The sequence below is a fragment of the Bacillus sp. 5RYD7K genome, from assembly GCF_059831465.1.
The window spans coordinates 2,746,615-2,769,661 of record NZ_CP191200.1; the positions used below are offsets into that span (position 1 = coordinate 2,746,615).

The 23,047-nt window shown below is 44.1% G+C and carries 28 protein-coding genes and 1 other RNA gene; 18 read left to right on the top strand and 11 right to left on the bottom strand.

Translation table 11 applies throughout. From position 1 onward, the window contains the following. Positions 1 to 12 precede the first annotated feature (12 nt). A complete protein-coding gene (locus ACQE26_RS13980) occupies positions 13 to 984 on the bottom strand; it encodes a bile acid:sodium symporter family transporter (RefSeq protein ID WP_500469811.1) in 972 nt (323 codons plus the stop codon). Positions 985 to 1,188: 204 nt separating this feature from the next. On the opposite strand from ACQE26_RS13980, the gene ACQE26_RS13985 reads away from it, so the two are divergent. After that, entirely contained in the window at positions 1,189 to 2,526 is a 1,338-nt protein-coding gene (locus tag ACQE26_RS13985) for a sodium-dependent transporter (RefSeq protein ID WP_500469813.1), read from the top strand. A 39-nt stretch (positions 2,527 to 2,565) separates the two neighbouring features. On the opposite strand, the gene ACQE26_RS13990 is transcribed toward ACQE26_RS13985, so the two are convergent. From ACQE26_RS13990 to ACQE26_RS14000, 3 genes are all read right to left on the bottom strand, one after another. After that, positions 2,566 to 3,411, bottom strand: coding sequence for a superoxide dismutase (locus ACQE26_RS13990; RefSeq protein ID WP_060962559.1), 846 nt, complete (start codon positions 3,409 to 3,411; stop codon positions 2,566 to 2,568). Further along, positions 3,408 to 5,291, bottom strand: coding sequence for a terpene cyclase/mutase family protein (locus ACQE26_RS13995; protein ID WP_500469815.1), 1,884 nt, complete (start codon positions 5,289 to 5,291; stop codon positions 3,408 to 3,410). Before ACQE26_RS13995 ends, ACQE26_RS13990 begins: the two co-directional genes overlap by 4 nt. A gap of 97 nt (positions 5,292 to 5,388) precedes the next feature. Further along, on the bottom strand, positions 5,389 to 6,876 hold the full coding sequence (locus ACQE26_RS14000) for an aldehyde dehydrogenase family protein (RefSeq protein WP_045926171.1): 1,488 nt from the start codon (positions 6,874 to 6,876) through the stop codon (positions 5,389 to 5,391). Positions 6,877 to 7,058: 182 nt separating this feature from the next. On the opposite strand from ACQE26_RS14000, the gene ACQE26_RS14005 reads away from it, so the two are divergent. After that, entirely contained in the window at positions 7,059 to 7,262 is a 204-nt protein-coding gene (locus tag ACQE26_RS14005) for a DUF6501 family protein (RefSeq protein ID WP_007407979.1), read from the top strand. 373 nt (positions 7,263 to 7,635) lie between these two features. Continuing rightward, complete coding sequence (locus ACQE26_RS14010; protein ID WP_003153783.1) at positions 7,636 to 7,980, top strand: PH domain-containing protein; 345 nt, start codon at positions 7,636 to 7,638, stop codon at positions 7,978 to 7,980. A 44-nt stretch (positions 7,981 to 8,024) separates the two neighbouring features. Here the strand turns inward: ACQE26_RS14010 and ACQE26_RS14015 are convergent, their stop codons facing one another. Further along, positions 8,025 to 8,258: a hypothetical protein gene (locus ACQE26_RS14015; RefSeq protein ID WP_003153785.1), complete on the bottom strand. Its 234-nt coding sequence runs from the start codon at positions 8,256 to 8,258 to the stop codon at positions 8,025 to 8,027. Beyond that, a complete protein-coding gene (locus ACQE26_RS14020; protein ID WP_060962562.1) occupies positions 8,255 to 8,527 on the bottom strand; it encodes a hypothetical protein in 273 nt (90 codons plus the stop codon). The genes ACQE26_RS14015 and ACQE26_RS14020 overlap by 4 nt, the downstream gene beginning before the upstream one ends. Positions 8,528 to 8,600: 73 nt before the next feature. Between ACQE26_RS14020 and ACQE26_RS14025 the strand changes: the two genes are divergently transcribed. Continuing rightward, positions 8,601 to 9,083, top strand: coding sequence for an Hsp20/alpha crystallin family protein (locus ACQE26_RS14025; RefSeq protein ID WP_060962563.1), 483 nt, complete (start codon positions 8,601 to 8,603; stop codon positions 9,081 to 9,083). Here ACQE26_RS14025 and ACQE26_RS14030 read toward each other — a convergent pair. Then, entirely contained in the window at positions 9,070 to 9,303 is a 234-nt protein-coding gene (locus ACQE26_RS14030) for a hypothetical protein (protein WP_045926173.1), read from the bottom strand. The two genes, ACQE26_RS14025 and ACQE26_RS14030, sit on opposite strands and share 14 nt — an antisense overlap. 92 nt (positions 9,304 to 9,395) lie before the next feature. On the opposite strand from ACQE26_RS14030, the gene ACQE26_RS14035 reads away from it, so the two are divergent. From ACQE26_RS14035 to ACQE26_RS14065, 7 genes are all read left to right on the top strand, one after another. Further along, positions 9,396 to 9,776: a hypothetical protein gene (locus ACQE26_RS14035; protein WP_500469820.1), complete on the top strand. Its 381-nt coding sequence runs from the start codon at positions 9,396 to 9,398 to the stop codon at positions 9,774 to 9,776. Positions 9,777 to 9,859: 83 nt separating this feature from the next. Beyond that, positions 9,860 to 10,351: a TraR/DksA family transcriptional regulator gene (locus ACQE26_RS14040; RefSeq protein ID WP_438420048.1), complete on the top strand. Its 492-nt coding sequence runs from the start codon at positions 9,860 to 9,862 to the stop codon at positions 10,349 to 10,351. A gap of 144 nt (positions 10,352 to 10,495) precedes the next feature. Next, on the top strand, positions 10,496 to 11,122 hold the full coding sequence (locus ACQE26_RS14045; RefSeq protein ID WP_003153791.1) for an FMN-dependent NADH-azoreductase: 627 nt from the start codon (positions 10,496 to 10,498) through the stop codon (positions 11,120 to 11,122). Between the two features lie 224 nt (positions 11,123 to 11,346). Next, positions 11,347 to 11,532: non-coding RNA, 6S RNA (ssrS, locus tag ACQE26_RS14050), on the top strand. A gap of 107 nt (positions 11,533 to 11,639) precedes the next feature. After that, on the top strand, positions 11,640 to 13,418 hold the full coding sequence (gene recQ / locus ACQE26_RS14055) for a DNA helicase RecQ (protein WP_500469823.1): 1,779 nt from the start codon (positions 11,640 to 11,642) through the stop codon (positions 13,416 to 13,418). 235 nt (positions 13,419 to 13,653) lie between these two features. After that, on the top strand, positions 13,654 to 14,520 hold the full coding sequence (locus tag ACQE26_RS14060) for a 3D domain-containing protein (RefSeq protein WP_500469825.1): 867 nt from the start codon (positions 13,654 to 13,656) through the stop codon (positions 14,518 to 14,520). 163 nt (positions 14,521 to 14,683) lie between these two features. Beyond that, positions 14,684 to 15,076, top strand: coding sequence for a hypothetical protein (locus ACQE26_RS14065; protein WP_500469827.1), 393 nt, complete (start codon positions 14,684 to 14,686; stop codon positions 15,074 to 15,076). 33 nt (positions 15,077 to 15,109) lie between these two features. On the opposite strand, the gene ACQE26_RS14070 is transcribed toward ACQE26_RS14065, so the two are convergent. Next, complete coding sequence (locus ACQE26_RS14070; RefSeq protein ID WP_500469829.1) at positions 15,110 to 16,087, bottom strand: S66 family peptidase; 978 nt, start codon at positions 16,085 to 16,087, stop codon at positions 15,110 to 15,112. 65 nt (positions 16,088 to 16,152) lie between these two features. Then, entirely contained in the window at positions 16,153 to 16,656 is a 504-nt protein-coding gene (locus ACQE26_RS14075) for a hypothetical protein (protein WP_395941011.1), read from the bottom strand. Positions 16,657 to 16,845: 189 nt separating this feature from the next. Here ACQE26_RS14075 and ACQE26_RS14080 point away from each other — a divergent pair, with 189 nt between their 5' ends. Both ACQE26_RS14080 and ACQE26_RS14085 read left to right on the top strand, forming a co-directional pair. After that, complete coding sequence (locus ACQE26_RS14080; RefSeq protein WP_500469831.1) at positions 16,846 to 17,628, top strand: VLRF1 family aeRF1-type release factor; 783 nt, start codon at positions 16,846 to 16,848, stop codon at positions 17,626 to 17,628. A 144-nt stretch (positions 17,629 to 17,772) separates the two neighbouring features. Next, complete coding sequence (locus ACQE26_RS14085) at positions 17,773 to 18,309, top strand: DUF420 domain-containing protein (RefSeq protein WP_060962570.1); 537 nt, start codon at positions 17,773 to 17,775, stop codon at positions 18,307 to 18,309. Between the two features lie 62 nt (positions 18,310 to 18,371). Here ACQE26_RS14085 and ACQE26_RS14090 read toward each other — a convergent pair whose 3' ends face one another. After that, positions 18,372 to 19,037: a lysozyme family protein gene (locus ACQE26_RS14090; protein WP_060962571.1), complete on the bottom strand. Its 666-nt coding sequence runs from the start codon at positions 19,035 to 19,037 to the stop codon at positions 18,372 to 18,374. A gap of 191 nt (positions 19,038 to 19,228) precedes the next feature. On the opposite strand from ACQE26_RS14090, the gene czrA reads away from it, so the two are divergent. Next, positions 19,229 to 19,561, top strand: coding sequence for a Zn(II)-responsive metalloregulatory transcriptional repressor CzrA (gene czrA / locus ACQE26_RS14095; RefSeq protein WP_500469834.1), 333 nt, complete (start codon positions 19,229 to 19,231; stop codon positions 19,559 to 19,561). A gap of 29 nt (positions 19,562 to 19,590) precedes the next feature. On the opposite strand, the gene ACQE26_RS14100 is transcribed toward czrA, so the two are convergent. Next, positions 19,591 to 20,112 carry a CcdC protein domain-containing protein gene (locus tag ACQE26_RS14100; protein WP_500469836.1) on the bottom strand — a complete coding sequence of 174 codons (522 nt, stop codon included), beginning with the start codon at positions 20,110 to 20,112 and terminating at the stop codon, positions 19,591 to 19,593. A 224-nt stretch (positions 20,113 to 20,336) separates the two neighbouring features. Between ACQE26_RS14100 and ACQE26_RS14105 the strand changes: the two genes are divergently transcribed. The 4 genes from ACQE26_RS14105 (at position 20,337) to csaA (ending at position 22,785) form a co-directional block, all read left to right on the top strand. Further along, positions 20,337 to 21,056 (top strand): MBL fold metallo-hydrolase, encoded by a 720-nt coding sequence (locus ACQE26_RS14105; RefSeq protein WP_500469838.1) that lies wholly within the window; start codon positions 20,337 to 20,339, stop codon positions 21,054 to 21,056. After that, positions 21,056 to 21,622 carry a TetR/AcrR family transcriptional regulator gene (locus ACQE26_RS14110; protein ID WP_500469840.1) on the top strand — a complete coding sequence of 189 codons (567 nt, stop codon included), beginning with the start codon at positions 21,056 to 21,058 and terminating at the stop codon, positions 21,620 to 21,622. The genes ACQE26_RS14105 and ACQE26_RS14110 overlap by 1 nt, the downstream gene beginning before the upstream one ends. Before the next feature lie 51 nt (positions 21,623 to 21,673). Continuing rightward, the gene (locus tag ACQE26_RS14115; RefSeq protein WP_500469842.1) at positions 21,674 to 22,384 is read left to right on the top strand and encodes an AraC family transcriptional regulator; all 711 of its coding nucleotides are present in this window, start codon (positions 21,674 to 21,676) and stop codon (positions 22,382 to 22,384) included. 68 nt (positions 22,385 to 22,452) lie between these two features. After that, positions 22,453 to 22,785 carry a chaperone CsaA gene (gene csaA, locus ACQE26_RS14120; protein WP_099745015.1) on the top strand — a complete coding sequence of 111 codons (333 nt, stop codon included), beginning with the start codon at positions 22,453 to 22,455 and terminating at the stop codon, positions 22,783 to 22,785. Positions 22,786 to 23,047 lie beyond the last annotated feature (262 nt).

Sequence of the window (23,047 nt, forward strand, 5' to 3'; positions counted from 1 at the left end):
ATCCTTGTTCAGTTATGAAAGCGGAATCTTTGCCGTTTCATCCTCTTCTGCGCTGTTTTTTCCTTTTTTCTTAGACCAATAGGTGGCAAGAGCAGATCCTGACAAATTGTGCCATATGCTGAAAATCGCACTAGGTACGGCTGACAGAGGGGAGAAGTGTGCTGTCGCAAGCGCCGCGCCCAGTCCGGAGTTTTGCATCCCGACTTCGATCGCAATCGCTTTTTGCGAAGCATAATCCATTTTGAACAGCTTTGCAGTCAGGAATCCTAACAAATATCCGATTCCGTTATGTAAGATGACGACTGTCACAATCAGCAGTCCTGATTGAAGCAGATGTTCACGATTTACGCTTACAACAGAGGAAACAATCGCTACGATGCCGATTACCGACACGAGAGGAAGCGCGTGAACGGCTTGGCCGACTTGTTTTTTGAAGAACAGCTTCACAATCACACCGAGGATGATCGGTAAAAGCACGGCTTGAATAATGGAAACAAAAAGCGAGCCGAAAGAAACAGGGAGCCATTCTTTTGCAAACAGCATAATAAGTGCCGGCGTTACAATAGGAGCAAGCAATGTTGAGATTGTAGTGACCGCAACTGAAAGCGCCGTATTGCCTTTTGCCAAAAAGGTCATGACATTTGAGGCGGTGCCGCCCGGACAGCATCCGACCAGAATGACGCCCGCTGCAATTTCTGCGGGGAGGCGGAGCCCGGCTGATAAACAGAAAGCCGTAAGCGGCATAATCGTAAACTGAGCAACGACTCCGATGATGACATGCCAAGGTTTTCTGATTAATTCCTTAAAATCGTCTGTTTGAAGAGTAAGCCCCATTCCAAACATAATAATACCTAGAAAAACCGTCATATAAGAACTGATCCAAGAAAACAAATCAGGATAGGCAAATCCTAAACCAGCAAAGACGATCACCCATAAGCCGAAAGTTTGTCCCGCAAACCCGCTTATTTTTTTCATCCATTCCATAAACACAGCTCCTTTTTCATCCAATCAATCAAGTCAGAAAATCTGACTGACTTTTCTGTATTCCATTATAAATAATATTCTGAATAATTCAATATTAAATATAAGTTTTTTATAATTATATTATGTCAACTAATATCTTCTTGACTATTCAGACATATATTCTTACAATTGATTTTTATACTGAAATGAATTGGGAGTGCTGAAGTGAAAGAAGCTAATCAATGGTCATCTAAGCTGGGATTTATTTTAGCTACGGCCGGCTCTGCAATCGGGCTCGGCGCAATATGGAAGTTCCCTTACGTAGCGGGAACCAGCGGAGGCGGCGCTTTTCTGCTCGTTTTTATTTTATTTACGGTTTTAATCGGACTGCCGCTTCTGCTTGCTGAATTTATTATCGGCAGAAAAACGCAAAAAAACGCCGTTGAATCTTATAAGGCGCTTGCGCCGGGGAAAAAGTGGCATTGGATCGGATATCTCGGAATCATTACGTGTTTTATTCTATTATCCTTCTACAGCGTAGTGGGGGGATGGATATTAATCTACATTATAAAGGGCTTTACAGGCGGTTTATCGCTCACATCCGGATTTGATACGTTATTTATCGATACCATTTCAAACCCTTATGCAGCGGTTTTTGGCCAGCTGCTGTTTATCGTGCTGACGATTTTAGTTGTTGCAAAGGGGGTAAGCAGCGGCATCGAAAAAGTAAGCCAGTTGCTGATGCCGGCTCTGTTTATTCTCTTTATTCTTCTAATGATTCGCTCAGTTACGCTTCATGATGCAGCGAAGGGATTAAAATTCTTCTTCATGCCCGATTTCGGCGCGATGGACGCCAATACCATTTTATATGCGATGGGACAGTCATTTTTCTCGTTAAGCGTCGGAGTATCCGTAATGGTTACATACAGTGCGTATTTAGAAAAAGAAGAAAATATTGTTCAATCCGCTGTATCAGTGACGGTATTAAATGTCCTTGTTGCCGTGATGGCGGGCGTGGCGATTTTTCCGGCGGTGTTTTCTTTCGGCCTAAAGCCGGATCAGGGCCCGCAGCTTTTGTTTAACGTGCTTCCGACCGTCTTTAACCAAATGCCGTTCGGCATCGTATTTTTACTCGCCTTTTTGCTGCTGTTTTTATTTGCGACGCTGACATCGGCTTTTTCAATGCTTGAGATTTTGGTTGCCGTTTTGTCAAAAGGCGATTCGGCAAAACGAAAGCGGTATGCATGGATTGGGGGACTTGCCATCTTTATTGTCGGCGTGCCTTCTGCGCTGTCGTACGGAATATTGAGTGATGTTTCAATTTTTCACCGCAGTATTTTTGACGCCGCGGACTTTCTCGTCAGCAATGTCTTAATGCCGCTGGGCGCGCTTTTAATTGCCGTTTTCGTCCCGCTGAAAATTCCGAAACAGGCGCTGTTTGATGAACTGAAAAGCGGTTCAGGGATTAAACGGAAATGGTTTGCAGTCTGGCTCCTGTTAATTCGTTATGTGTCTCCTGTAGCCATTATTATCGTTTTTCTGCACGTGCTCGGTATTTTTTAAATGAAAAGAAGCAAGCCCCCGTTCAAAACGGGGGCTTTTTTAATAAAGCGGCCACATTACGCGGTGCGCTTGCTCGAACCGTTTCTCCGCCTCCCGCCAGTCAACGACATTCCACCATTGATCCACGTAAGCCGCGCGGTCGTTTTTATATTGTAAGTAATAAGCGTGTTCCCACACATCCAGCGGAAGCAAAGGAATGACGTCCCACTGGCTGTAGAGCTGATGCTTCTCAGCGGCCAAAATCTCCAGCCGCCCGGCGCGCGGCGCCCAGACTAGGATAGCCCAGCCGACTCCTTCGACTTTTTTCGCCGCTTGAGAAAATTGCTCTTTAAAAGCGGAGTAGCTTCCGAATGACACATCAATCATTTGAAAGAGCGCCCCCGTCGGCCGTCTTTTTCCGTTTGGGTTCATGGAAAACCAGAAAATACTGTGCAAATAATGGCCGGCGCCGTGAAACGCCAATTGCCGCTCCCAATGCGCCACTAAGTCGTACTGTTTCATCTGCCGCGCTTTTTTCAGCTCCAGTTCAGCATGATTCAGGCCGTCAACATAGGTCTGATGGTGTTTTGTATGGTGAAGTTTCATGATTTCCCTTGAAATATACGGTTCCAGTGCGGAATAACTGTAAGGCAGTTTAGGCAGTACATGCTTGCCGATCGGCACAAAAGCTCTGCGCTCATCTGGCTCTTCCGATTGGGTAATGTCCCGGTAAAGTCCTGATGCCTGTTCGTACCATTCCGCCTCCGTTAATCCATCATCCTGAAGAGTGTGAAAAATCCGGTCGATTTGTGCCGCGAAGCGATCGAACCGGCCTTGCTGAATGACTTGTTCCTTCAAGGTTTCACACCAATTCAGCATCTCGGTTTGATAAGCGTGCCGTTTCATTTTTCTTCCTCCTTTTCACTCACTTTCATAAAAGTGTTGAGCGCAAGCAAAGAAAAGACATACGGGTAGCTGTGATACTTGATGTAAAATTGTTTCGGAAGGCCGATTCCAGTCGGATAGCTGAAAGGAGATCCCTCGTAATGCCGGTTTTCAATAAGAAAAGATATGCCTTTTGTGATGGCCTGGTGATGCGGTTTTTCGTATTGCAGCAAAGCTTCCGCAGCCCATGCCGTCTGTATAACCGTTCCGTAAGAAAGGGGGACATACGTTTTGATTTCTGCGCTTTTACAGGATTCTCCCCAGCTTCCGTCCTCATTTTGAATAGACTTCAGCCAGCGGATCGCTTTTTTTACGGCCGGGTGGTTTTGGCTGACACCGCAAGCTTTCATGCCCGTCAGCGCAGCCCATGTTCCGTAAATATAACACACACCCCATCTGCCGTACCATGAACCGTCCTCTTCTTGATGGCGGAACAGCCATTGGACGGCTTTTTCAATCTGGGGGTGATCAGAAGAAAGCCCCGCTTCCCCTAAACAGTGAAGCACCCGTCCGGTTAAGTCGCTTGTTGAAGGGTCAATGGCAGCTTCCTCAGCCGATTCAAGCGGGAGCAGGCGGATCAGCGGATGATTGACATTTTTCTCAAAAGCAGAGAAGCCCCCGTCACTGTTTTGCATGGACAAAAGCCAGCTCAGTCCGCGTTCCCACGAGCCGGGATAAAGTTTTCGCGGGATGGCTTTGAGCACTGCCGCTGTGTCATCACAATCAGGATTATTCGTATTGATGTTTGAAAAACCCCATCCTCCCGGTTCTGCATGCGGGTTGTGGACGGCCCAATCCGCCACTTTCGTCTGCTGCCGTTCACGCAGAAAGCGGGCGGCGCTGGTTATCATCTGATCGTTATCTGAAATGCCGCTTTTCATGAGCGCATAGTTGAGAAGCGCCGTATCCCAAACGGTCGACGTTGAATTTTCCAGATACGGTATATTGCCGCAAGACGTGAGTAAAGCTTTCGTGCCGGCAAGCGCTTTTCTGATAACGGGGGAGTGGCGTGATACACCAAGAGCAAGCAGGCTGTACACCATAAAAATAGTGGCGCTCGCATAGCTGTACAATGTGCCGTCTGCTTCAATCCGGTCAAGCATATACGTTTTGGCCGTACGGAGACCAAGCTGATGAAAAGCGGCGGGAATCTGCAAAAGCCGTTTCCAATGCGCAAATAGAGAAGAGAGATCTCTGTCCTCTTCCTGATCGGAACGAAGCCATGTAAACGGATTTTTGGTCATATGCCGATCTAAGTGCGCGAGAGACGGGACGTTTGGATTTTTCAGTGAAAATCTTTTATTAAGCGTCACAGCCATCGGCACAAAATGGATCCGCGCGTATGTACTGAACTGATAAAAATGCAGCGGAAAAGAGGGGGGAATCACTAAGAAAGATAATGGCAGGTGCAGTGCGGGCCACGGATAAAGGCCGTTTGCCGCAAGCATCCACTTTGTCATGAAATGTACGTTCCGCAAGCCGCCGTTAGAGATGATAAAACGTTCGGCCTGAATCATATGCGCCTCAGAACGGTTATATAAGCCGGAAGCCAGCAAGCCGACATAGCCCTGTACAGTGGCGGTCACATTTCCCTTCCGTTCATCGGGATAATTGGCAAATGTTCCGTCCGGACGCTGCTTTGCGCGGATGCCTTTTGCAAGCTCAGCGATCAGTTCTTTATCATTGTCTCCGAGAGAAGTGAGAAGGAGGATCAGAAAGGCGTTTGTCAAAATCGGGCCTTCAAAACAAAATGACCATGAGCCGTCAGCATTTTGCTTTTCTCTTAATAGGGAGATGGTTTTCTTTTGACGGCTTCTGACTTTTTCACGAATTGTGCTCACACTCGCTCAACTCCTTCATGAGCATATATATTCATATGCAAAAGGCGGCATGACACAAAAGAAAGAAACTGCTGGCAGGCAGCAGTTTCTCGTTTTATTAATCTTCCAGACTGATCCAGACGCTTTTCACTTCTGTATAATTATCCAGCGCGTAAGAGCCCATTTCCCGTCCGAGGCCGGATTGCTTATAGCCGCCGAAAGGAGAGGCCGCGTCGAATACATTGTAGCAGTTGACCCAGATGGTGCCGGCCTGGAGACGGTCAGCAATGTAATGGGCGTTTTTCACATTCTCAGTCCAAAGTCCGGCTGCAAGGCCGTATTCCGAGCGGTTCGCACGCTCAATGACTTCATCTACCGTATCATACGGAATAGCGGCTAAAACCGGGCCGAAAATTTCTTCTTTTGCGATGGCCATGCTGTCATCTACGTCCGCAAATACTGTCGGGGAGACAAAATACCCTTCTTCAAACGGACAGCTTCCGCCTGTAACAGCTTTGGCGCCTTCTGCTTTTCCTTTTTCAATATAAGAAAGCACGCGTTCATGCTGTTCCTTACTGACGAGCGGACCGATTTGCGTATCTTGGTGAAGACCGGCTCCCTGCCGAAGCGATTTCGCATATGAAACCATTTCGCTTACGACCTCATCATATTTATCTTTGTGAATGAAGACACGGGAGCCGGCACAGCATACCTGCCCCTGATTAAACATGACCCCGTTTAAAGCGCCGGGAATGGCTTTTTTCAAGTTGGCGTCAGGCAAAATGATGTTAGGTGACTTACCGCCAAGCTCCAGCGTTACGCGCTTGATACTTTTCGCGGCTTTCTCCATAATTTTTTTGCCGATTTCTGTAGAACCGGTAAAAGCGAGTTTATCGACATCGTCATGGTTGGTCAGCGCTTCCCCGGCCGTCTCGCCGAACCCGGGAACAATATTGATGACGCCGTCAGGGAAGCCCGCCTGATCAATTAATTCAGCTAAATAGAGGGCGGTCAGCGGTGTCTGCTCCGCCGGTTTCAAAACGATTGTACATCCTGTGGCAAGGGCGGCGCCCATTTTCCACATCGCCATAAGGAGCGGGAAGTTCCAAGGGATGATTTGCCCCACGACGCCGACAGGCTCATGGCGGGTGTAATTAAAATATGAGCCGGCGACCGGAATCGTTTGTCCGGTTATCTTTGTGGACCACCCGGCATAATAACGCATATGCTCAATTGCCAGCGGAATATCTCCATTCGTCGTTTCATTAATCGGTTTTCCGTTATCAAGTGTTTCAAGCTGCGCGAGTTCAGTCTTGTGCTCTTCCATTAAATCGGCAAGCTTATACATCAGCCTGCTTCTGGAAGCGGCCGGCATAGTGCGCCATTCGCCGTGATCAAAGGCTTTGCGTGCCGCTTTCACTGCACTGTCAATGTCTTCTGCCTGTGCCTCGTAAAGCGTCATCAAAGTTTCTCCGGTTGCCGGGTTCGGTGTGACAAAGGTTGATCCTGAAGCGCTCGGAACAAATTTTCCGTCAATATAAAGCTTCTTCGTGCCTTGCAAAAATGTTTCCAGCCTTTTTGTGATCTGCATCGTTAAAGAACTCATTCGTAACAAACCTCCCGAATTTTTTTATGGTCTGTTTTGAGCATCTTGATGTCCGCGCAAAGTAAGCGCATACAGTCATTCTATAATACAGACCCAGGTAAAATCAATTGATAACCGTTATTGCAATTCACAAGAAAAAACGGCTACAATAAGCTTATCGATGAAGAAAAGGAGTTTTACAGATGATTCATAATAATTGGCAGACAAAAGAAAGCGTTAAAAAGGTAAAATGCGTACATACAGATGCGAAAAAATACATTGTCAAAAACGTACTGACGCCCGGCAAAGAGTATGAAGTCAAAAATGAAACAGAAGAATTTATTTTTGTCGTGGACAATACAAATAAAGTCGGCGGCTTCTACAAAGAGTATTTTGAAGAAGTCTAAAGCTGAATGAATTTATTTTGCTTCAGCATGTTCGGAAAAAGGCACGGACAAATAAGGAACAATTGAAGATACGGATCGTTGATGTTTTGTTGAAACCGCGGCATTCAGAGGCCGCGGTTTTTTACAGCGGTAAGAAAAAACTGACTTTTCGAAAAAAATATGGTTTTCTTGAAACCTTTTCTTCTGCAAAACCGTATTACTTCATAACAGAGCACCTTTCGCGAAAAGGCTAATCCGATGAACGTTCTGAAAATGTAATCTGTTCGTAATGGTTTAAATGCTGTCTATGTCGTATTCTTATATAGGGATAAAGAACTTATTTTTTTATGTATTTGATAAAATATAGTATAGAAGCAGAAAGTGGGGTTCTTCATTGGGAATTTTTTCTGTCAGCAGATCAACCGACACAAAAAAGCTGGAGGCTTTGCTCGTTGAGGGAGAACGGATTGAAACGATTTATAAACTGCGGGTTGACCAAATATGCTTTACAAATAAACGAGTGATTTTCTTTGATAATAAAATGTTCTCCAAAAAGAAAGTGCGCGTCTTCCTTCCATATAAAACAATTGAAAGCTTCGCCATTCAAGAAGCAGGGATGTTTGATCCTGATACGGGCCTCGTATTAATGACAAGGGGAAAAACATTCGAATTGGAATTTGCAAAAGAAACGGACTTGACCGAGGTTCAAGCCATTTTAACAAAATACTTATGCAGCTAAATATGACATAAAAGCCATCCGAATGCAGGCGGATGGCTTTTTTATTAGATAATGCTTGTTTTTCCGGAGTTCGAATCAATGAGATCCGGATCAGCAATAGAACTGATGGGGATATAAATCGGCGCCAAATCACCGTTTTCTTCACCGAAGCCATAGTTAATCTTATTTGATAAAAAATAATCGATTTGCTGATACGGGCCGATCGTAATGGAAGAGCCCCGGTCGACCGCATTCACTTTAAAGCCCCCTACATTGACCAAAACCGGCGAAAACATCATAATGGGTCTCCTTTCCCGGCGGGAATTTTGCCGCATGCTGACTCGAAGGCAGACGGAGAATCAATTTGATCTCTGTCATCCACTTTGCCGTTCGTGCCGATGAAGCCGCTTGCATCCCCGAAGTTCTGTCCGTATCCTTGATTCTTTTTATCGGAATTCTGCCATTCCGCCAGTAAATTCTGTCCGACATTCACCGCTGAAGCATTTTCAAAGGAATTAATTTTCAACATGAAAATATTAATATTGATATATGGAGTTGGTTGAACCACAGGCAAACCTCCTTTAATACAGGTGTATGCCGGCTGTTATGACCGTATGCTTAGACAGGAGGGCGATAAAAAAATGGATTTCGACAAGATGAAGCAATGGATGGAAATGGCGCAAAACATGTCCGGCGGTGATTTTTGGAAAAACATTTTTGATGATGAGCAATTGAAAACATTTCAAAACGGTCATTCTCATTTTCCCTTTCAACAGGGAGATGGGCAAATGAGAAGAAATGAGGATGCTTTTCCTCTTATAGATATAGTGGAAACCCATGATGAACTCCAATTTTTGCTGTATCTGCCCGGCTATCGGAAACAAGATGTTCAGCTTTTGTCCTACGGAGAATACATTGTCGTAAAAGGCACGAGAAAATCCTACTTCAATGAACAGGATTTTAAACAGAAGGCCGGAAAATACGGCGATTTCGAAAAAAAACTCGATCTTCCTCATTCCGCTCAGGGAACGAAGGGGATGCAGGCGGTATTCAAAGACGGAATTTTATATATATCAATTGCTAAACATTTGGGGGATGCAAACCATATTATTATCGAAGGCTGACCTTATTTGCGGTGCCGTCTATCAGATCTGAATCATCAATACTCATGATGGGGATAGCGACCACAGTGCAATCTCCGCTTTGTTCACCATATCCTTCATTTCTTTTATTAGCGGCAGTACGCCTCAGTATAACGGAAGAACCGGTGTTAAAAGTCGCTCCGCTGCTGATTCCGTTCATTTTTATATGCTCAAAGTTAATAACGGATGGAAAAAACATCATCATTCACCTCCTTTTTGTATACCATGTTTATATATTCGCAATACGGGACGCCTAGAACTTTCCAAGAGTGACGGGGAAAGAAGTGATTTTCTTTGAAAAAAATAATGAAAGAGCTTTTCAAAAAAGTATGTGAAGAAGAATTAGACAGGCTTCAGAAAGTGGAACAGCAGCTTGATGAGCTTCAGAATAAATGTCATTCTGAACCCCAAACGGTTGAAGGGGAAAAAACGTATGTCCATATCGAGAGCGTCAAAGTGGACAAAGTGGAATACAACATTGACTTTGAAAAGCTGAGTATAACAGACATGAGCGGTGTGCTGAATATCGGCGCCACATACCATACGCCGGAGCACCAGCTTAAAAAAGCCGGCGCTGAAGAATTTAGGGACAACCAGGATAATGATCCTATGAGAGAAAAAAGACAGACAAAACAGCAGACACCGAGTGTCAACATCAGGGGGAGAACACATTGAGACCCATTGTTTCAGCGGTCTTTTTCGAGGGTATGTAATAACTGAAAGCAACAGGAATACAGACGAAAAAGGAGATGCTGAATATGTCATTATCAAAAGAACAGCGGGACAGCCTTTACCATAAATTAATCGATTTAAAGGACGGTCTTCAAGGAGAATCAAAAGAAAAACATTCAATGAGCGAAGACACGGGAGAACTGTCAAACGGAGTAGATAATCACTTAGCTGATCACGGAAGCATTTATTTGGACAGGGTTACGAATCAGACTTTGGATGAAGTCGATCAGAATCTTTTAGATGAGGTGAATGCCGCACTTGAGCGGATGGATAAAGGAACATACGGGATATGCGAAAAAACGGGAAAAGAAATCCCTTATGAAAGGCTTGAAGCCGTTCCGTACGCCAGAATGACCGTTGAAGCGCAGCGGGAAGCAGAGGGGGATGTGGAAACAGACGCCCCTTCATATGAAAGGGAATTTCACGAGCAGGTGAAAGACCTCTCAAATAAAGAAACCGTTGATCAAAAAAGCTCACAAACTTACGAAATCCTGGATCGCGAGCAGGATTCACAATAATATCAGCAGGTACATTCATATGTACCTGTTTTTTTATTCCATAAAAAATCTCAGAATCGAAATAAAATCATTGACTTTATATAAAAAAGAAAGTAACATACTATTTGTAAGTAAATATTAAAAGTTTACCGGGAGGAATTTAGAATGTCTCAAGTATTATTTGTAAAATCAAGTGACCGTACGGCTGAAGAAGGCGTATCCGTAAAATTATACGAAGCGTTTCTCGCTGCTTATAAAGAAAACAATCCGAATGATGAAGTGATCGAACTTGATCTTCATAAAGAAAACCTTCCTTACCTCGGAAGAGATATGATTAACGGAACATTCAAAGCTTCAAAAGGAATTGAAATGACAGACGAAGAGAAAAAACAAGCGTCAACGGCTGACATTTACTTAAACCAATTTGTCAAAGCTGACAAAGTCGTGTTTGCATTCCCGCTTTGGAACTTCACAGTGCCTGCTGTGCTTCATACTTATGTTGATTACCTGTCTCGCGCAGGGGTTACTTTCACATACACGCCTGAAGGCCCTAAAGGTCTGATGGGAGATAAAAAAGTAGCGCTCTTAAACGCACGCGGCGGCGTATATTCTGAAGGACCGATGGCTTCTCTTGAAATGTCATTAAACTTCATGAAAACTGTTCTCGGCTTCTGGGGAGTTCAAGATCTTCACACTGTTGTCGTTGAAGGCCACAATGCTGCGCCTGATAACGCTCAAGCGATCATTGAAAAAGGACTGCAAGAAGCGAAAGATCTGGCTGCAAAATTCTAATCTAATTGCCGAAAACTCTTGCACCCCTATAGGGTGTGAGAGTTTTTTCTATTATATATAGAAGAAACTGGTGACAGCTTTCGTAGCAATCTTATATTGATATATTGATATTTTGTCGAAAAAACAACTTTTATGGAGAAAAAAGCATTTTTTGCACAGAAAAAAGGTTTTCTGTAAAAGAATTAACCCCCTTGCCAAAATACGACTGATGGTGTAGGATATAAGAGAAGCTACATTGTTCGTATTGTTAATTAAGTTTTAACCTTTAAGCTGTAATAGGGAGTTTTATATCGAAGCCGGAATGTCATGCCTCCATTGCAGAGGACGACAGGAACGCTTCTGCAAACACCCACTTTGAGGAGTGGTGGTTTAAAACTTTCTTACTTGCGTACGGCATACGTAGCGAAAGCCATTTCCCTTGCGGAGATGGCTTTTTATTTTGGTCTGCCTATGAGCAGAATTTTTTATCAGTATGATAAAATAAAAGAATCAAAGACAAAGTGAGGTTTTACGACATATGCTGGATCAAGCCGAATCCCTTCTGGCGCATTATTTTGGCTACGACAGTCTTCGCGCGGGGCAAAAACAGGCGATACAATCAGTTGCAGAGGAGAGAAAAAACACGGTCTGCATTATGCCGACAGGGGGCGGAAAATCAATCTGCTATCAGATTCCCGCACTGCTGTTTGAAGGAACCACAATCGTTATTTCCCCTCTTATTTCCTTAATGAAAGACCAAGTCGACGCGCTTGAAGAAGCGGGTATCACGGCAGCTTATATTAACAGCTCTCAGACAAGCCGTGACATTCATGAGCGCCTGACCGGTTTGAAGGAAGGGGCTTACCGGCTCTTTTACATCACGCCGGAGCGTTTGACTTCTCCTGAATTCATTCACATCCTGCAGAATATTACGGTTCCTCTTGTCGCCATTGACGAAGCTCACTGTATATCGCAATGGGGGCATGATTTCAGGCCGAGTTACCGGAATATCGAAATTCTTTTTAATGAATTAAAAGAACCGCCCGTCATCATCGCGCTAACGGCGACGGCTACGCCTGAGGTTCATGATGACATCTGCAAGCAGCTTCACATCAATAAAGAACAAACTGTGTATACCGGTTTTGCCAGAGAGAATTTAACATTCAAAGTCGTAAAGGGCGAAAACAAAGACCGGTTTATCGAGCAGTACCTCGAAAGAAATAAACACGAAGCCGGCATTATTTATACAGCAACCAGAAAAGAAACGGACCGTTTATATGAGAAATTAAAACGCAGCGGCATCAATGCCGGCCGTTATCACGGCGGATTGGCGGATGGTGACAGAAAAGATCAGCAGGAGCGGTTTCTTAACGATCAGATACAAGTGATGGTTGCTACGTCCGCTTTCGGAATGGGAATCGATAAGAGCAACATCAGATTCGTTCTGCACGCGCAGATTCCGAAAGATATGGAGAGCTATTACCAGGAAGCCGGACGAGCCGGGCGCGACGGCCTCAATAGCGAGTGCGTGCTCTTGTTTTCGGCGCAGGATATTATGGTGCAGCGTTTTTTGATAGATCAATCGGCTGCCGGAGAAGAAAAACAAAAGCAGGATCTCAAAAAACTGAGGCAGATGGTGGATTACTGTCATACCGAAGATTGCCTGCAGCGGTTTATTCTGAAATATTTCGGCGAGAATGAGGCGGAAGCTTGCGGAGCATGCGGCAATTGCACTGATACAAGAAGCGCGCATGACGTCACTAAAGAAGCGCAGATGGTATTGTCATGCATCATCAGAATGAATGAGCGTTTCGGAAAAACGATGGTAGCGCAGGTGCTTAGCGGTTCAAAAAATAAAAAAGTGCTGGAAAACGGCTTCAGCAGCCTGTCCACTTACGGCATTATGAAGCATCAAACCGCAGCGGAAATCAGTGATTTTATCGAATTCCTTATTTCAGATGAATACATCAGAATGGCAGATGGGACTTTTCCGACGCTTATGGTCACCCAAAAAGGAAGGGACGTTCTGCTTGGAAAGAGCGCAGTCGCGAGAAAAGAAGCCTTACAGGCCGCCGCCGTCACCGAAAATGATGAATTATTTGAGATTCTCCGGCGTCTCCGCAAAGAGATCGCAGCGGAACAGGGCGTGCCTCCATTTGTCGTGTTCTCAGATCAGACGTTAAAAGATATGTCGGCGAAACTTCCGAAAACGGATCATGATCTTCTTTCTGTAAAAGGGGTAGGGGAACAAAAACGATTGAAATACGGAGCGCTTTTTTTAGAAGAAATCCGAAATTATGTAAGAGAAACAGAGTGAAAAAAAGTTTTTTTAGAAATTTGCACATTGTGTTTTACAGCCGCGCCGGAAAAATCAAAAGCTTGAAAACCCTTGCTGTATCAAGGTTTCAGCAAGACTTACCAAGTGAGAGAAATGTTTCATGTAAAGGAACTGTAATCTAATTCAAATCGTTTTGTTATTGAACTGACATTTTCATATGTTACGATATCACCTGTTAGCCGCCAATAAAAAGCTAACAAGGGAGGATTTACTTATGAAGAAGACGATTATGTCCTTTGTCGCAGTTGCAGCAATTTCAACAACTGCATTCGGAGCTCACGCTTCTGCTAAAGAAATCACGGTGCAAAAGGGTGACACGCTCTGGGGGATCTCGCAAAAAAACGGAGTGAACCTAAAGGACTTAAAAGAATGGAATCAGTTATCTTCTGATTTAATCATTGAAGGAGAGAAACTGACTATTTCTTCAGTAGAAACAACCACATCTGGGCAGTACACAGTGAAGCAGGGCGACAGCCTCTGGAAAATTGCTCAGAAATTCGAAACATCAGTCGGTAATCTGAAAAGCTTGAATAACTTGCAATCAGATATCATTTACGCAGGGACAACATTAAAGGTGAAAGGTCAGGCGCAGGCTGCACAGCCGGCTCAAGCCAGCAAGCCGCAAACTGAACAAAAACCAGCTGCCGAGACAGAACAGCCAAAACAAGAAGCTGTCCAAAAAGAGCAGCCTAAACAAGAACCTGTTCAAGAACAACAACCTAAACAAGAAGTGAAGGCTGTCGAAGCAAAACAGCAGCCTGTTCAATCAAATACAAACCAACAAGAGCCTAAAAAGCAGCTGACAATGACTGCAACTGCTTACTCCGCTAACGACGGCGGCATTTCCGGTGTAACGGCAACCGGTGTTGACTTAAACAAAAACCCTGATGCAAAAGTCATCGCGGTAGACCCTAGTGTCATTCCGCTTGGCTCTAAGGTTTATGTTGAAGGTTACGGAGTGGCAACAGCAGCAGATACAGGCGGCGCAATTAAAGGAAATAAAATTGACGTATTTGTTGCAAAGAAAAGTGACGCTAACAACTGGGGCGTCAGAACAGTAAATGTTAAAGTGTTAGACTAGTTTCATATAGAGAGTAAAGGACACAAGGCTAAATGCTTTGTGTTCTTTTTTTCTTCCCTTTTTTGTCTGTGCATAATCGTTATATGCTGAAAAAGAAAAAGCGTTCCCCGAATATGATATAGAGAGAATGAGTTTGAAAGCGGCATCTGAAGGGATGAATTGAATGGAGCCCGAACTTATATTTTTATGGAATACCTTCACAGAATCACCGGTATTTCAAGCAGGGATGTACACCGCTTGTGCCATTGTGCTGGTCATCGGATTGTCTATGCCGGCTGTCAGGCTGTTTCAGGCGCTTGAAAGAGGGAAGGGAAGGCCCGCCGTTATTGAAAAGGTGAGACGTACTGGCGTGATGAAGAATGGCAGACACGAGCTTGTACTTATTTTAAACGTAAAAAACCAAGACGGAACGCATGATAAACGTGAACTGACACATGCCGTATATAATGAAGAAATCAGCCGTTTTTATGAAGGAGCTTCCGTATGGGTGACGGCAGCGGCTGGCGGCCGGTTCATGATCGCTCTGCGCACGCCGGGGCATAAGATACCGAAATAATAAAAGACGGGGCTGTTTTCCCGTCTTTTTTTGTTAATGCCGGCCGATCCATATCCGTCCGCCTTCTGAGCCGGCTTCTATTCTGCATGTTCCTCCGATCGGAAAAGTCATCAGAGGAGAAGTATGGCCGAAGTCAGCGTTTGCGATAACGGGCATAGACGACAGTTCTTCTTTTGTACGGATGACGGCACAGAGAGCCTCTTCAGACACATTTGAAGCATGCTGGAACCGTCCGATGACAATTCCTTTCACGGCTGAAAAAGCGGGAAGATGAATGAGTGACTGCAAATCCCGATCAAACATATGAATGTCAGACATATGATCATCTTCTATAAACAGAATCACTTGTTCCATCTCCGGAAAGTATTCCGTGCCTTGCAGAAGATTCAGGCTGCATAGGTTTCCTCCGATCAGTGTTCCTTCCGCATAACCGGGTTGAATGACGAGCGGACCCGGATTCCGATAAAAACGTCTATCCTCCTGGTTCATGTACCATTTATCATCACTCCACTCGGCCGAAGGCTTTACTTCATACGGCTTATCAGAAGCGCAGCAGGCTAAGAAAGAGTCAATCGTATAGTCCAATCCTTTTTTCATGGCGAATGAAGAAAAATGGGGGCCGGAATATGTGACAAGCCCGGTTTTTTGATAAATGGCATGGCCAAGAGCAGTAATATCTGAATAGCCGCAAAGGATTTTCGGGTGCCGCTTGATGTTTTCATAATCAAGATAACGGAGCAGCTGATTTGATTGGAACCCGCCGAGTGTCGTCAAAATCGCTTTGATGTCAGGATCAGCGAAAGCTTCGTGCAGATCCCGGACACGCGATTCAATGGATGATGAATCAAATTCATTTATTTCTTTCGCATGCTCTGAAAAAGAGACACAAAAACCCAGCTCCTCCAATTTTGTCTTTGCGGCATTTATATTTTCATCTGTCATAACGGACATGCTCGTTGCCGGAGAAACAATGCGAATGCCGTCACCTTTTTTCAGTTTTTCCGGATACAAAAAAAACCCTCCTTATATGGTTTTATCTATTACACCATAGAAAAGAGGGTTTTTCTATCACTTTTTTACAGGTCGACCCATTTAATGCCGCCTGATTGTGTATCCTTGTCAATCCAGACATCAAATTGATGCTTTTCATAAAAATGAACGAGTCTGTCGACATGATCCCAATCACGCTTAGCGATGTCGCCCGTTACTTTCGGGATATTCTGCTCCCTGGCGATATGTTTTAAAAATTTCATGCAGATCGAACCGTAGCCGTGGTTCGGCGGGCCTTTAATGTCCCCGATATGAATGGCATTTTCATAATAGGAAGCAATCAGTGAAAAACATCCTCTTCCCCGGTAGGCTGATTCACAGTCAGTCAGCATAATCTTACATGTTTGGCCATCATCAATCGAGGAAACAATGATCCAATCGTCATTGTTCGATTGATCAATACCAAGCACTCGCGCGTCTTTTGATACATCTATCAGATTCTCCCGCATTCTGAAAATCTGAAATTCAAGTTTATGAAGCTCTTTTTCCAGCTCTTTCTGATCTCTTTCTTCTGCAGTAAACAAAATCATACTCCTTTCACAGCGAAAAACGTCTTAGTAAAACACAAGTATCCATTGTAGTAAATGATGTCTTGGTTTGTAAATGGGTTTTGCAAAAACTTTTTTAGAAAAGTCTGCCGTATATATGCAGATTGACGTTTTTAAAGAGGCCGGGATAGGGAAAGGAACAGGGAACAGCGGAAAAAGGAGGAATCTATGATGGCAATTGACTCACTCATCGGCAAATTGAAGTACGTAATGACGGAATCTCCTGATAAAATGCTTTCCTTATATGTAAATACGGATATGAGAAATCCGGATCAGCAGGGGGGAGAGTGGAAAATCGCTTTAAAAACCGGTTTTCGGAGATTAAGGGAGTATCTATCTGTCAGTGATCCAAAAGAAGAAAAATCCCTCGTCCGTATCATGGAACGTGTCTATCAATATATCGATGGGCTCGGTAAAGAAATGCCGCGAAGTCTCGTATTTTTTGCATCGGGAGAAAGCGGTATTTGGGAGACGATTGAGCTGCAGGTGCCTGTCGAAACACGGTTTTATTGGGAAGAAACGGCCGTCCTTGACCAATTGGAACTTCTCCGTGAACAATATCCGAGCACGGCTTTTATTCTCACCCAGCAAAATGAAGTGAAGATTATCGAAACCGTACTCGGAAAAATTGAAGGTGTAGAGCATTATCAATACGACGTCATCAATGAATCCTGGAAACCGCAGGATGTAAGCGAGAGCTCCGCATCAATGGCCGAAGATGCTGCTAAAGCCCACGTCGAAGAAAACCAAAACAGGCTGTATAAACGATTGGCTTCAAACCTTGATCAAAAGGCCGCATCACATAAATGGGAGCGCCTCGTAATCGCGGGGGATAAGGAAACAGCCGATATTCTCGATCAGCATATGAACAAACCGATTGATCGGATCATTCCAAAAAATCTGTTGAATGAAAACGAACATAAGGTGATAGAAGAACTGTTGAAGGAAGCTTAATATGACGAAAGGCCGGGTCTCAAACGCCCGGTCTTTTTAGGGCTTAAGTTTGTCTAATTTCTGACGAAGCGGGCGAAACCGTTGACATCAAAGCTGAATTCTCATACCATTTGGATAGTCAGTAAAATTGAGAGAGGTCATAAGATGAATCAGACAGAAAACAAACCTAAAAGTTATACCGGTATCGTGCTGACATTGACCGTTCTGATCAACGGATTAATTGCGGTGCTGTTTTTTATGCCGAAATCAGGTCAGGTCAGCATTGCCAATATTCATATTCTGCCGATGTTAAATGCCATTTTTAACAGCTTTACTTTTATCTTTTTGCTGGCAGCGCTCTTTATGATTAAGCAAAAAAATATTCAAGCGCATAAACGCTTTATTTTAGCGGCGTTTACGACGACTCTGCTGTTTTTGATCTGCTATGTCGTGTATCACTCGATAGCTGAGAATACTTTATTCGGCGGCCACGGCATCATTCGGGGGATTTATTTCTTTATTTTGATTACGCATATTTGCCTTTCCGCCATCATCGTGCCGCTTGCGCTGTTTACGCTGATCAGAGGTTTCAGCATGCAGGTGGAGCGCCACAAAAAAATCGCCAGATGGACGATGCCGCTCTGGCTGTATGTCAGTCTGACGGGTGTCATTGTATACTTAATGATATCGCCGTATTATTAAAAAAAGCCGTGCTCCGCACGGTTTTTTTCTATTGAAAAAAGGCGCCTCATACAGGGCGCCTTTTATTCTTCAAGCGTTTCAAGTGTTGTTACATTTAAGGATTGTTCAACGGTTTTTGTTTTTGCTTTTACTTTTTCTGCGTACGTGTAATCACCATAGCAGTAGGGATAACGGAAATTGCCTTTGTTCCCTCCGCAAGTGTAAAGTTTCGGATTCTTTTTGACCTGCTGCTCGGAGTATTGTTTTGCCAGTTCCTCAGTATGCGATCCTCCATGTTCAGCCACAAAATCAATATAGCCGGCTCCCATGTTGTAGCTTTGTATAATCGTATCCAAGTCTACGCCTTTTTTCTTGCCTGTTTGGTACATGAGAGTGAATTGTTTGATTCCCTGTTTGATACTGGTTTGAGGGTTTTTGATTTGATTTCGCTTTAAACCCAGAGATTCTGAAGACTGCATGGGATCATTTCCTCTTCCTTTTGACTCCTGATATATCATGCCGAGTACCAGCGATGTATATCTAGTGAGCCCTTTTTCATCCAGCTCGTCCTCCACAAGCGGTTTGTAATCCGTCAGCCGTTCAAGCACGATCGGTTTGACATCAAACGGAAGACTTTTGAGCCATTCATTATTTGAAAATAACAGGATGAGAAAGAAGGACACCATGACAAAAACACATATCATCATAAGACCCGCAGCAGCGAAACAGCCTTTTTTCTTTTTCTCCACTGTGTTTCACCCTCAATTTCAGGAGCATTATGACTTTTTCATTATGACACAGATGAATGCGCGAAACCAAGCAGAAACCCGTATTTGAAACATAAATTTAAAATAACGGTTCTTTTGTCAGGCGCAGGATGTATCTGCATCAATTGACATTTGGTATAATTGGGCTACTTGAGAAAAGAAGGGTGAGGTATATGACTGAATTTCACGAATCCGGAAACACGAATGACCCCGCTGTCGATTTAGATGAGGAAACATTATTTTTGGTTGCTCAGACTTTTAAGGCGCTGTCTGATCCGACCAGAATCAGAATTCTCCATTTGCTGTCACTGGGTGAGCACGCGGTAAATGATATCGCAGAAAAGCTGAATTTACTGCAGTCTACCGTTTCTCATCAGCTGCGTTTTCTTAAAAATCTGCGCCTCGTCAAATCACGCAGAGAAGGAACATCCATCTATTATTCTCCTGAGGATGAACATGTGTTAGATGTGCTTCAGCAAATGATTCATCATACGCAGCACGATTAAAAAACATCCCTGCTTTTTAGGCAGGGATGTCAGCCATATTGACTGTTATTTGTCTGGTCTCTGCTCGTTTTTAAAACATAAAAAGAGAAGCCGCTGTAATAAACAGCGATGAAATAAAAGACACTGATGGTCAGCGGATCGGCGCCGACCGTTTGGCTGTATGCCTCCGGATGGGTAAAATCCGCTGTGACCCGGTAAATTTCAATAACCCGATAAACAAATCTCGATAGGAATAACGTTAATAGAATAAGTTCAATCCACAGATGAGTACGAAAATACATTTTTCCGCGGCGCTCTTCAAAAGAAATGTTTCGTTTGGCAAACAGAACCAGAAGCCAGCCGTAAAAAGTGCCGGATATAAGATACCCGTATAAAGCCGGGTGTGTGATGCTGAAAAACGCCAGAGCGGCGGCCAGCAATGAAAATAAAATCATTCTTGTATAAAGCCAGCGGGGTTTCAAAGGCTGAAAGCCGACGGACCGTTTCACCTTTTTATACAGAAAAAAGGCAATCATTAAGACAGGGCAGATGCTTTGAAGTGTGATATGCATGATGCGGAACTCCCCCTCCGTTGAGTAGTGTATGCTTATCCGGCTGGTTTTAGTAGTCTGAATTATTCGCAGGCTGAAAGCATCTTTTATCACAGTATGCGTGTTTCTTTTTTTGGCATGAGAGAAGCGCCCGCGCCTTTTTCAAGATTTAAACGGAAAATGCTTGATAAACTAACGGTATTAGTTATAATGAAACTAATAACATTAGTTTTAGGGGGATATTGATGAGAATTTTACAATACGGAAACGTTTGGCAGCTGACCTTTTTTCCTGCGCTTTTCCCGGTGAATTGTTATTTGGTTGAGGAGGAAGAAGGAGTAACCCTGATTGACGCCGGCCTTCCCAACAGCCATAAAGGAATCAAACAAGCTTTGCAGCAGCTTGGGAAACCGCTGAATACCATATTGCTCACTCACGCGCATGGAGATCATATCGGTTCGCTTGACTCATTATCTTCGGAATTTCCGGATGCTGATGTCTGTATTTCTGAACGTGATTCTTTCTTGCTGAAAGGTGACACTTCATTATTTGAGCATGAAGCACAAACGCCGATAAAGGGAGGAGTGCCGAAAAATATTCAGACCGAACCTGATCGCCTGTTGAAAGGCGGCGAGCGGATCGGATCTTTGCTTGTCATTCCCGCTCCCGGTCATACGCCGGGGAGTCTTGCTTTTAAAGATATGAGAGATGATATGCTGATCGTCGGAGATGCCTTTCAAGTACGGGGCGGCCTTGCGGTTTCAGGAAAGTTGAAATGGAGATTTCCGTTTCCCGCCTTTGCCACTTGGAATAAAGAAGTTGCTGTAAAAACAGCAAGAACGCTTATCGCTCATCAACCAAGCTGTCTGGCCGCCGGTCATGGAAATGTTCTCTATCATCCTGCTGAAATGATGGCTGAGGCTGCTGATGAAGCCGAACGAAGCCTGCCGGGAGGCCGATTATAATGTCACCGAGAGTCGGAATGAGCCTGGACATGATATTGAGAGCCGCAGCAGGCATCGCTGACGAAAAAGGGCTGAATGAAGTGACGCTTGCGGCCGTTGCAAAGTCCTTAAACGTAAAACCGCCTTCCCTATATAATTTTGTCAATGGTCTTCAAGGAATTAAGACAGAGCTGGCCGTCTCCGGTTTAACCATGTTATATGAAAACATGGCGGCATCCTCAGAAGGACTGACAGATGAAAGGGCCATGCTTTCACTTGCTGATGCCTATATCAATTTCGCTGAAGCCAATCCCGGATTATATGAAGCAACATTTCAAAAAATAAAAGACGGCCGAATGGAGAATCTGTCCAGCCAGCTTGTGAATCTTGTTGTCAGGCTGCTGACAGCAAACGGTTATGCACGTCCCGAAAACGCAATCCATGCCGCAAGAGGACTGAGAAGCCTGCTTCACGGTTTTGCTGCGCTTCGGAAACAGAGTGCATTTGAATTGACTGAATCAATTAAGGAAAGCCGGAAGTTTGCCGTTGTTGCTTTTTTAAGAGGTTTACAACTAGATAAACAATAATATTATTATGTAAACTAAAAAACGAAACAGATCATCCAAAAGGAGGGGCAAATGGATTCATTACAGAACATCGTTTGTGAGCGGCGCACTTATTCACATATTTTTGATTCCCATGTTCACACATACTGTCAAATGCTCTTTCCTCTCGAAGGACAGCTGGACTTGGAGACAGAAAGACGTGAGGTGAGATTAAAACCGGATCAAATGCTGTATATTCCGCCAGGACATGAACACCGGTTCCGTTCTTTGGAGCGAAATGAATGTCTCGTTCTTGACATGCCGGCATACTTTTTAAAAGGCCCATTTGACCCCGTTGTGATCAATAAGATTGATTCCTTTTGGACTTCGATTCGGTTTCTGCTGACAGAAGAGGCAAAGCGGCAGTCGTCTCATTCATTGAGTCTGCTCGCAGAATATATTGCTGAAAAGATACAAGAAAGCCGTACAAATGATTCAATCACATATATCCGCCGAAATCTCTCAAAGACTTTTACTATTAAAGAGCTTGCCGCAATCGAACATTACCACCCGGCTTATTATTCAGACTGGTTTAAAAGGCAGACGGGGAAAAGCCCGCAAGCTTATATTTCCGAGCTCCGTCTGAAGAAAGCGGAACAATTGCTTATTGAGACAAAATGCCGGCTGACAGACATCAGTCAGGAGATCGGCTTTCAAAATTTGTCTTCCTTTACCAGATGGTTTGTCAGACATAAGGGAATAACACCGCGCGCCTATCGAAACACCTTTCAAACAGATAAATAAGCCCAAAGGTCGGTTAAATAAACTGTGTCTTTTTTTGGTATCATGATTGTAAAAAAGGAGTTTTTGATATGGCAGTCATCGAAGATTTTATGAAGCTTGATCTCAGAATAGGAACGGTCGTAAAAGCAGAAGAGTTTCCGGAAGCAAAGGTCCCGGCCATTAAGATGACGATAGATTTCGGCGGAGAAATCGGCATAAAGCAATCAAGCGCCCAAATTACAAAACGGTATGAGCCAGGTGATTTGACAGGCAGGCAGGTTACCGCTATTGTCAACTTTCCGCCGCGGCGGATCGCCGGATTCAAGTCAGAGGTGCTCGTTCTCGGCGGCATCCCGGAAAAAGGAGACGTCGTCCTGCTTACGCCTGAGCAGACCGTACCGAACGGAACGAAAATCGGATAATAAAAAAAGACGTTTGCAGAAGCAAACGTCTTTTGCGTATTGAGGCGATACACCACACGCCACATTCGTGTGCGCCGCAAGGGCATGTGCATCGGCTTACACAATTCAGCTCATCGCTATATGAATATAGCATGGCGGCTGTAGAAATGCAAGAGATATTTTAATATATGTTATATCTGGCTTTGTTTTGCTAATCATCATGACTACTTGGTGTAAGGTTTTGTTCAAATTCTATGATCTTGCATAAAACAGTGCGACAAAT

Excerpts from the sequence above, each read along its gene's own strand:
- ACQE26_RS14045 (WP_003153791.1), top strand. The coding sequence starts at position 10,496 with ATGTCTCAAGTATTATTTGTAAAATCAAGTGACCGTACGGCTGAAGAA.
- ACQE26_RS14000 (WP_045926171.1), bottom strand. The coding sequence starts at position 6,876 with ATGAGTTCTTTAACGATGCAGATCACAAAAAGGCTGGAAACATTTTTG.
- ACQE26_RS14025 (WP_060962563.1), top strand. The coding sequence starts at position 8,601 with ATGGATTTCGACAAGATGAAGCAATGGATGGAAATGGCGCAAAACATG.
- ACQE26_RS14030 (WP_045926173.1), bottom strand. The coding sequence starts at position 9,303 with ATGATGTTTTTTCCATCCGTTATTAACTTTGAGCATATAAAAATGAAC.
- ACQE26_RS14015 (WP_003153785.1), bottom strand. The coding sequence starts at position 8,258 with ATGATGTTTTCGCCGGTTTTGGTCAATGTAGGGGGCTTTAAAGTGAAT.
- csaA (WP_099745015.1), top strand. The coding sequence starts at position 22,453 with ATGGCAGTCATCGAAGATTTTATGAAGCTTGATCTCAGAATAGGAACG.
- ACQE26_RS14060 (WP_500469825.1), top strand. The coding sequence starts at position 13,654 with ATGAAGAAGACGATTATGTCCTTTGTCGCAGTTGCAGCAATTTCAACA.
- ACQE26_RS14100 (WP_500469836.1), bottom strand. The coding sequence starts at position 20,112 with ATGCATATCACACTTCAAAGCATCTGCCCTGTCTTAATGATTGCCTTT.
- ACQE26_RS14040 (WP_438420048.1), top strand. The coding sequence starts at position 9,860 with ATGTCATTATCAAAAGAACAGCGGGACAGCCTTTACCATAAATTAATC.
- recQ (WP_500469823.1), top strand. The coding sequence starts at position 11,640 with ATGCTGGATCAAGCCGAATCCCTTCTGGCGCATTATTTTGGCTACGAC.
- ACQE26_RS14065 (WP_500469827.1), top strand. The coding sequence starts at position 14,684 with ATGGAGCCCGAACTTATATTTTTATGGAATACCTTCACAGAATCACCG.
- ACQE26_RS14005 (WP_007407979.1), top strand. The coding sequence starts at position 7,059 with ATGATTCATAATAATTGGCAGACAAAAGAAAGCGTTAAAAAGGTAAAA.
- czrA (WP_500469834.1), top strand. The coding sequence starts at position 19,229 with ATGACTGAATTTCACGAATCCGGAAACACGAATGACCCCGCTGTCGAT.
- ACQE26_RS13980 (WP_500469811.1), bottom strand. The coding sequence starts at position 984 with ATGGAATGGATGAAAAAAATAAGCGGGTTTGCGGGACAAACTTTCGGC.
- ACQE26_RS13990 (WP_060962559.1), bottom strand. The coding sequence starts at position 3,411 with ATGAAACGGCACGCTTATCAAACCGAGATGCTGAATTGGTGTGAAACC.
- ACQE26_RS14075 (WP_395941011.1), bottom strand. The coding sequence starts at position 16,656 with ATGATTTTGTTTACTGCAGAAGAAAGAGATCAGAAAGAGCTGGAAAAA.
- ACQE26_RS14080 (WP_500469831.1), top strand. The coding sequence starts at position 16,846 with ATGGCAATTGACTCACTCATCGGCAAATTGAAGTACGTAATGACGGAA.
- ACQE26_RS14085 (WP_060962570.1), top strand. The coding sequence starts at position 17,773 with ATGAATCAGACAGAAAACAAACCTAAAAGTTATACCGGTATCGTGCTG.
- ACQE26_RS14115 (WP_500469842.1), top strand. The coding sequence starts at position 21,674 with ATGGATTCATTACAGAACATCGTTTGTGAGCGGCGCACTTATTCACAT.
- ACQE26_RS14110 (WP_500469840.1), top strand. The coding sequence starts at position 21,056 with ATGTCACCGAGAGTCGGAATGAGCCTGGACATGATATTGAGAGCCGCA.
- ACQE26_RS14105 (WP_500469838.1), top strand. The coding sequence starts at position 20,337 with ATGAGAATTTTACAATACGGAAACGTTTGGCAGCTGACCTTTTTTCCT.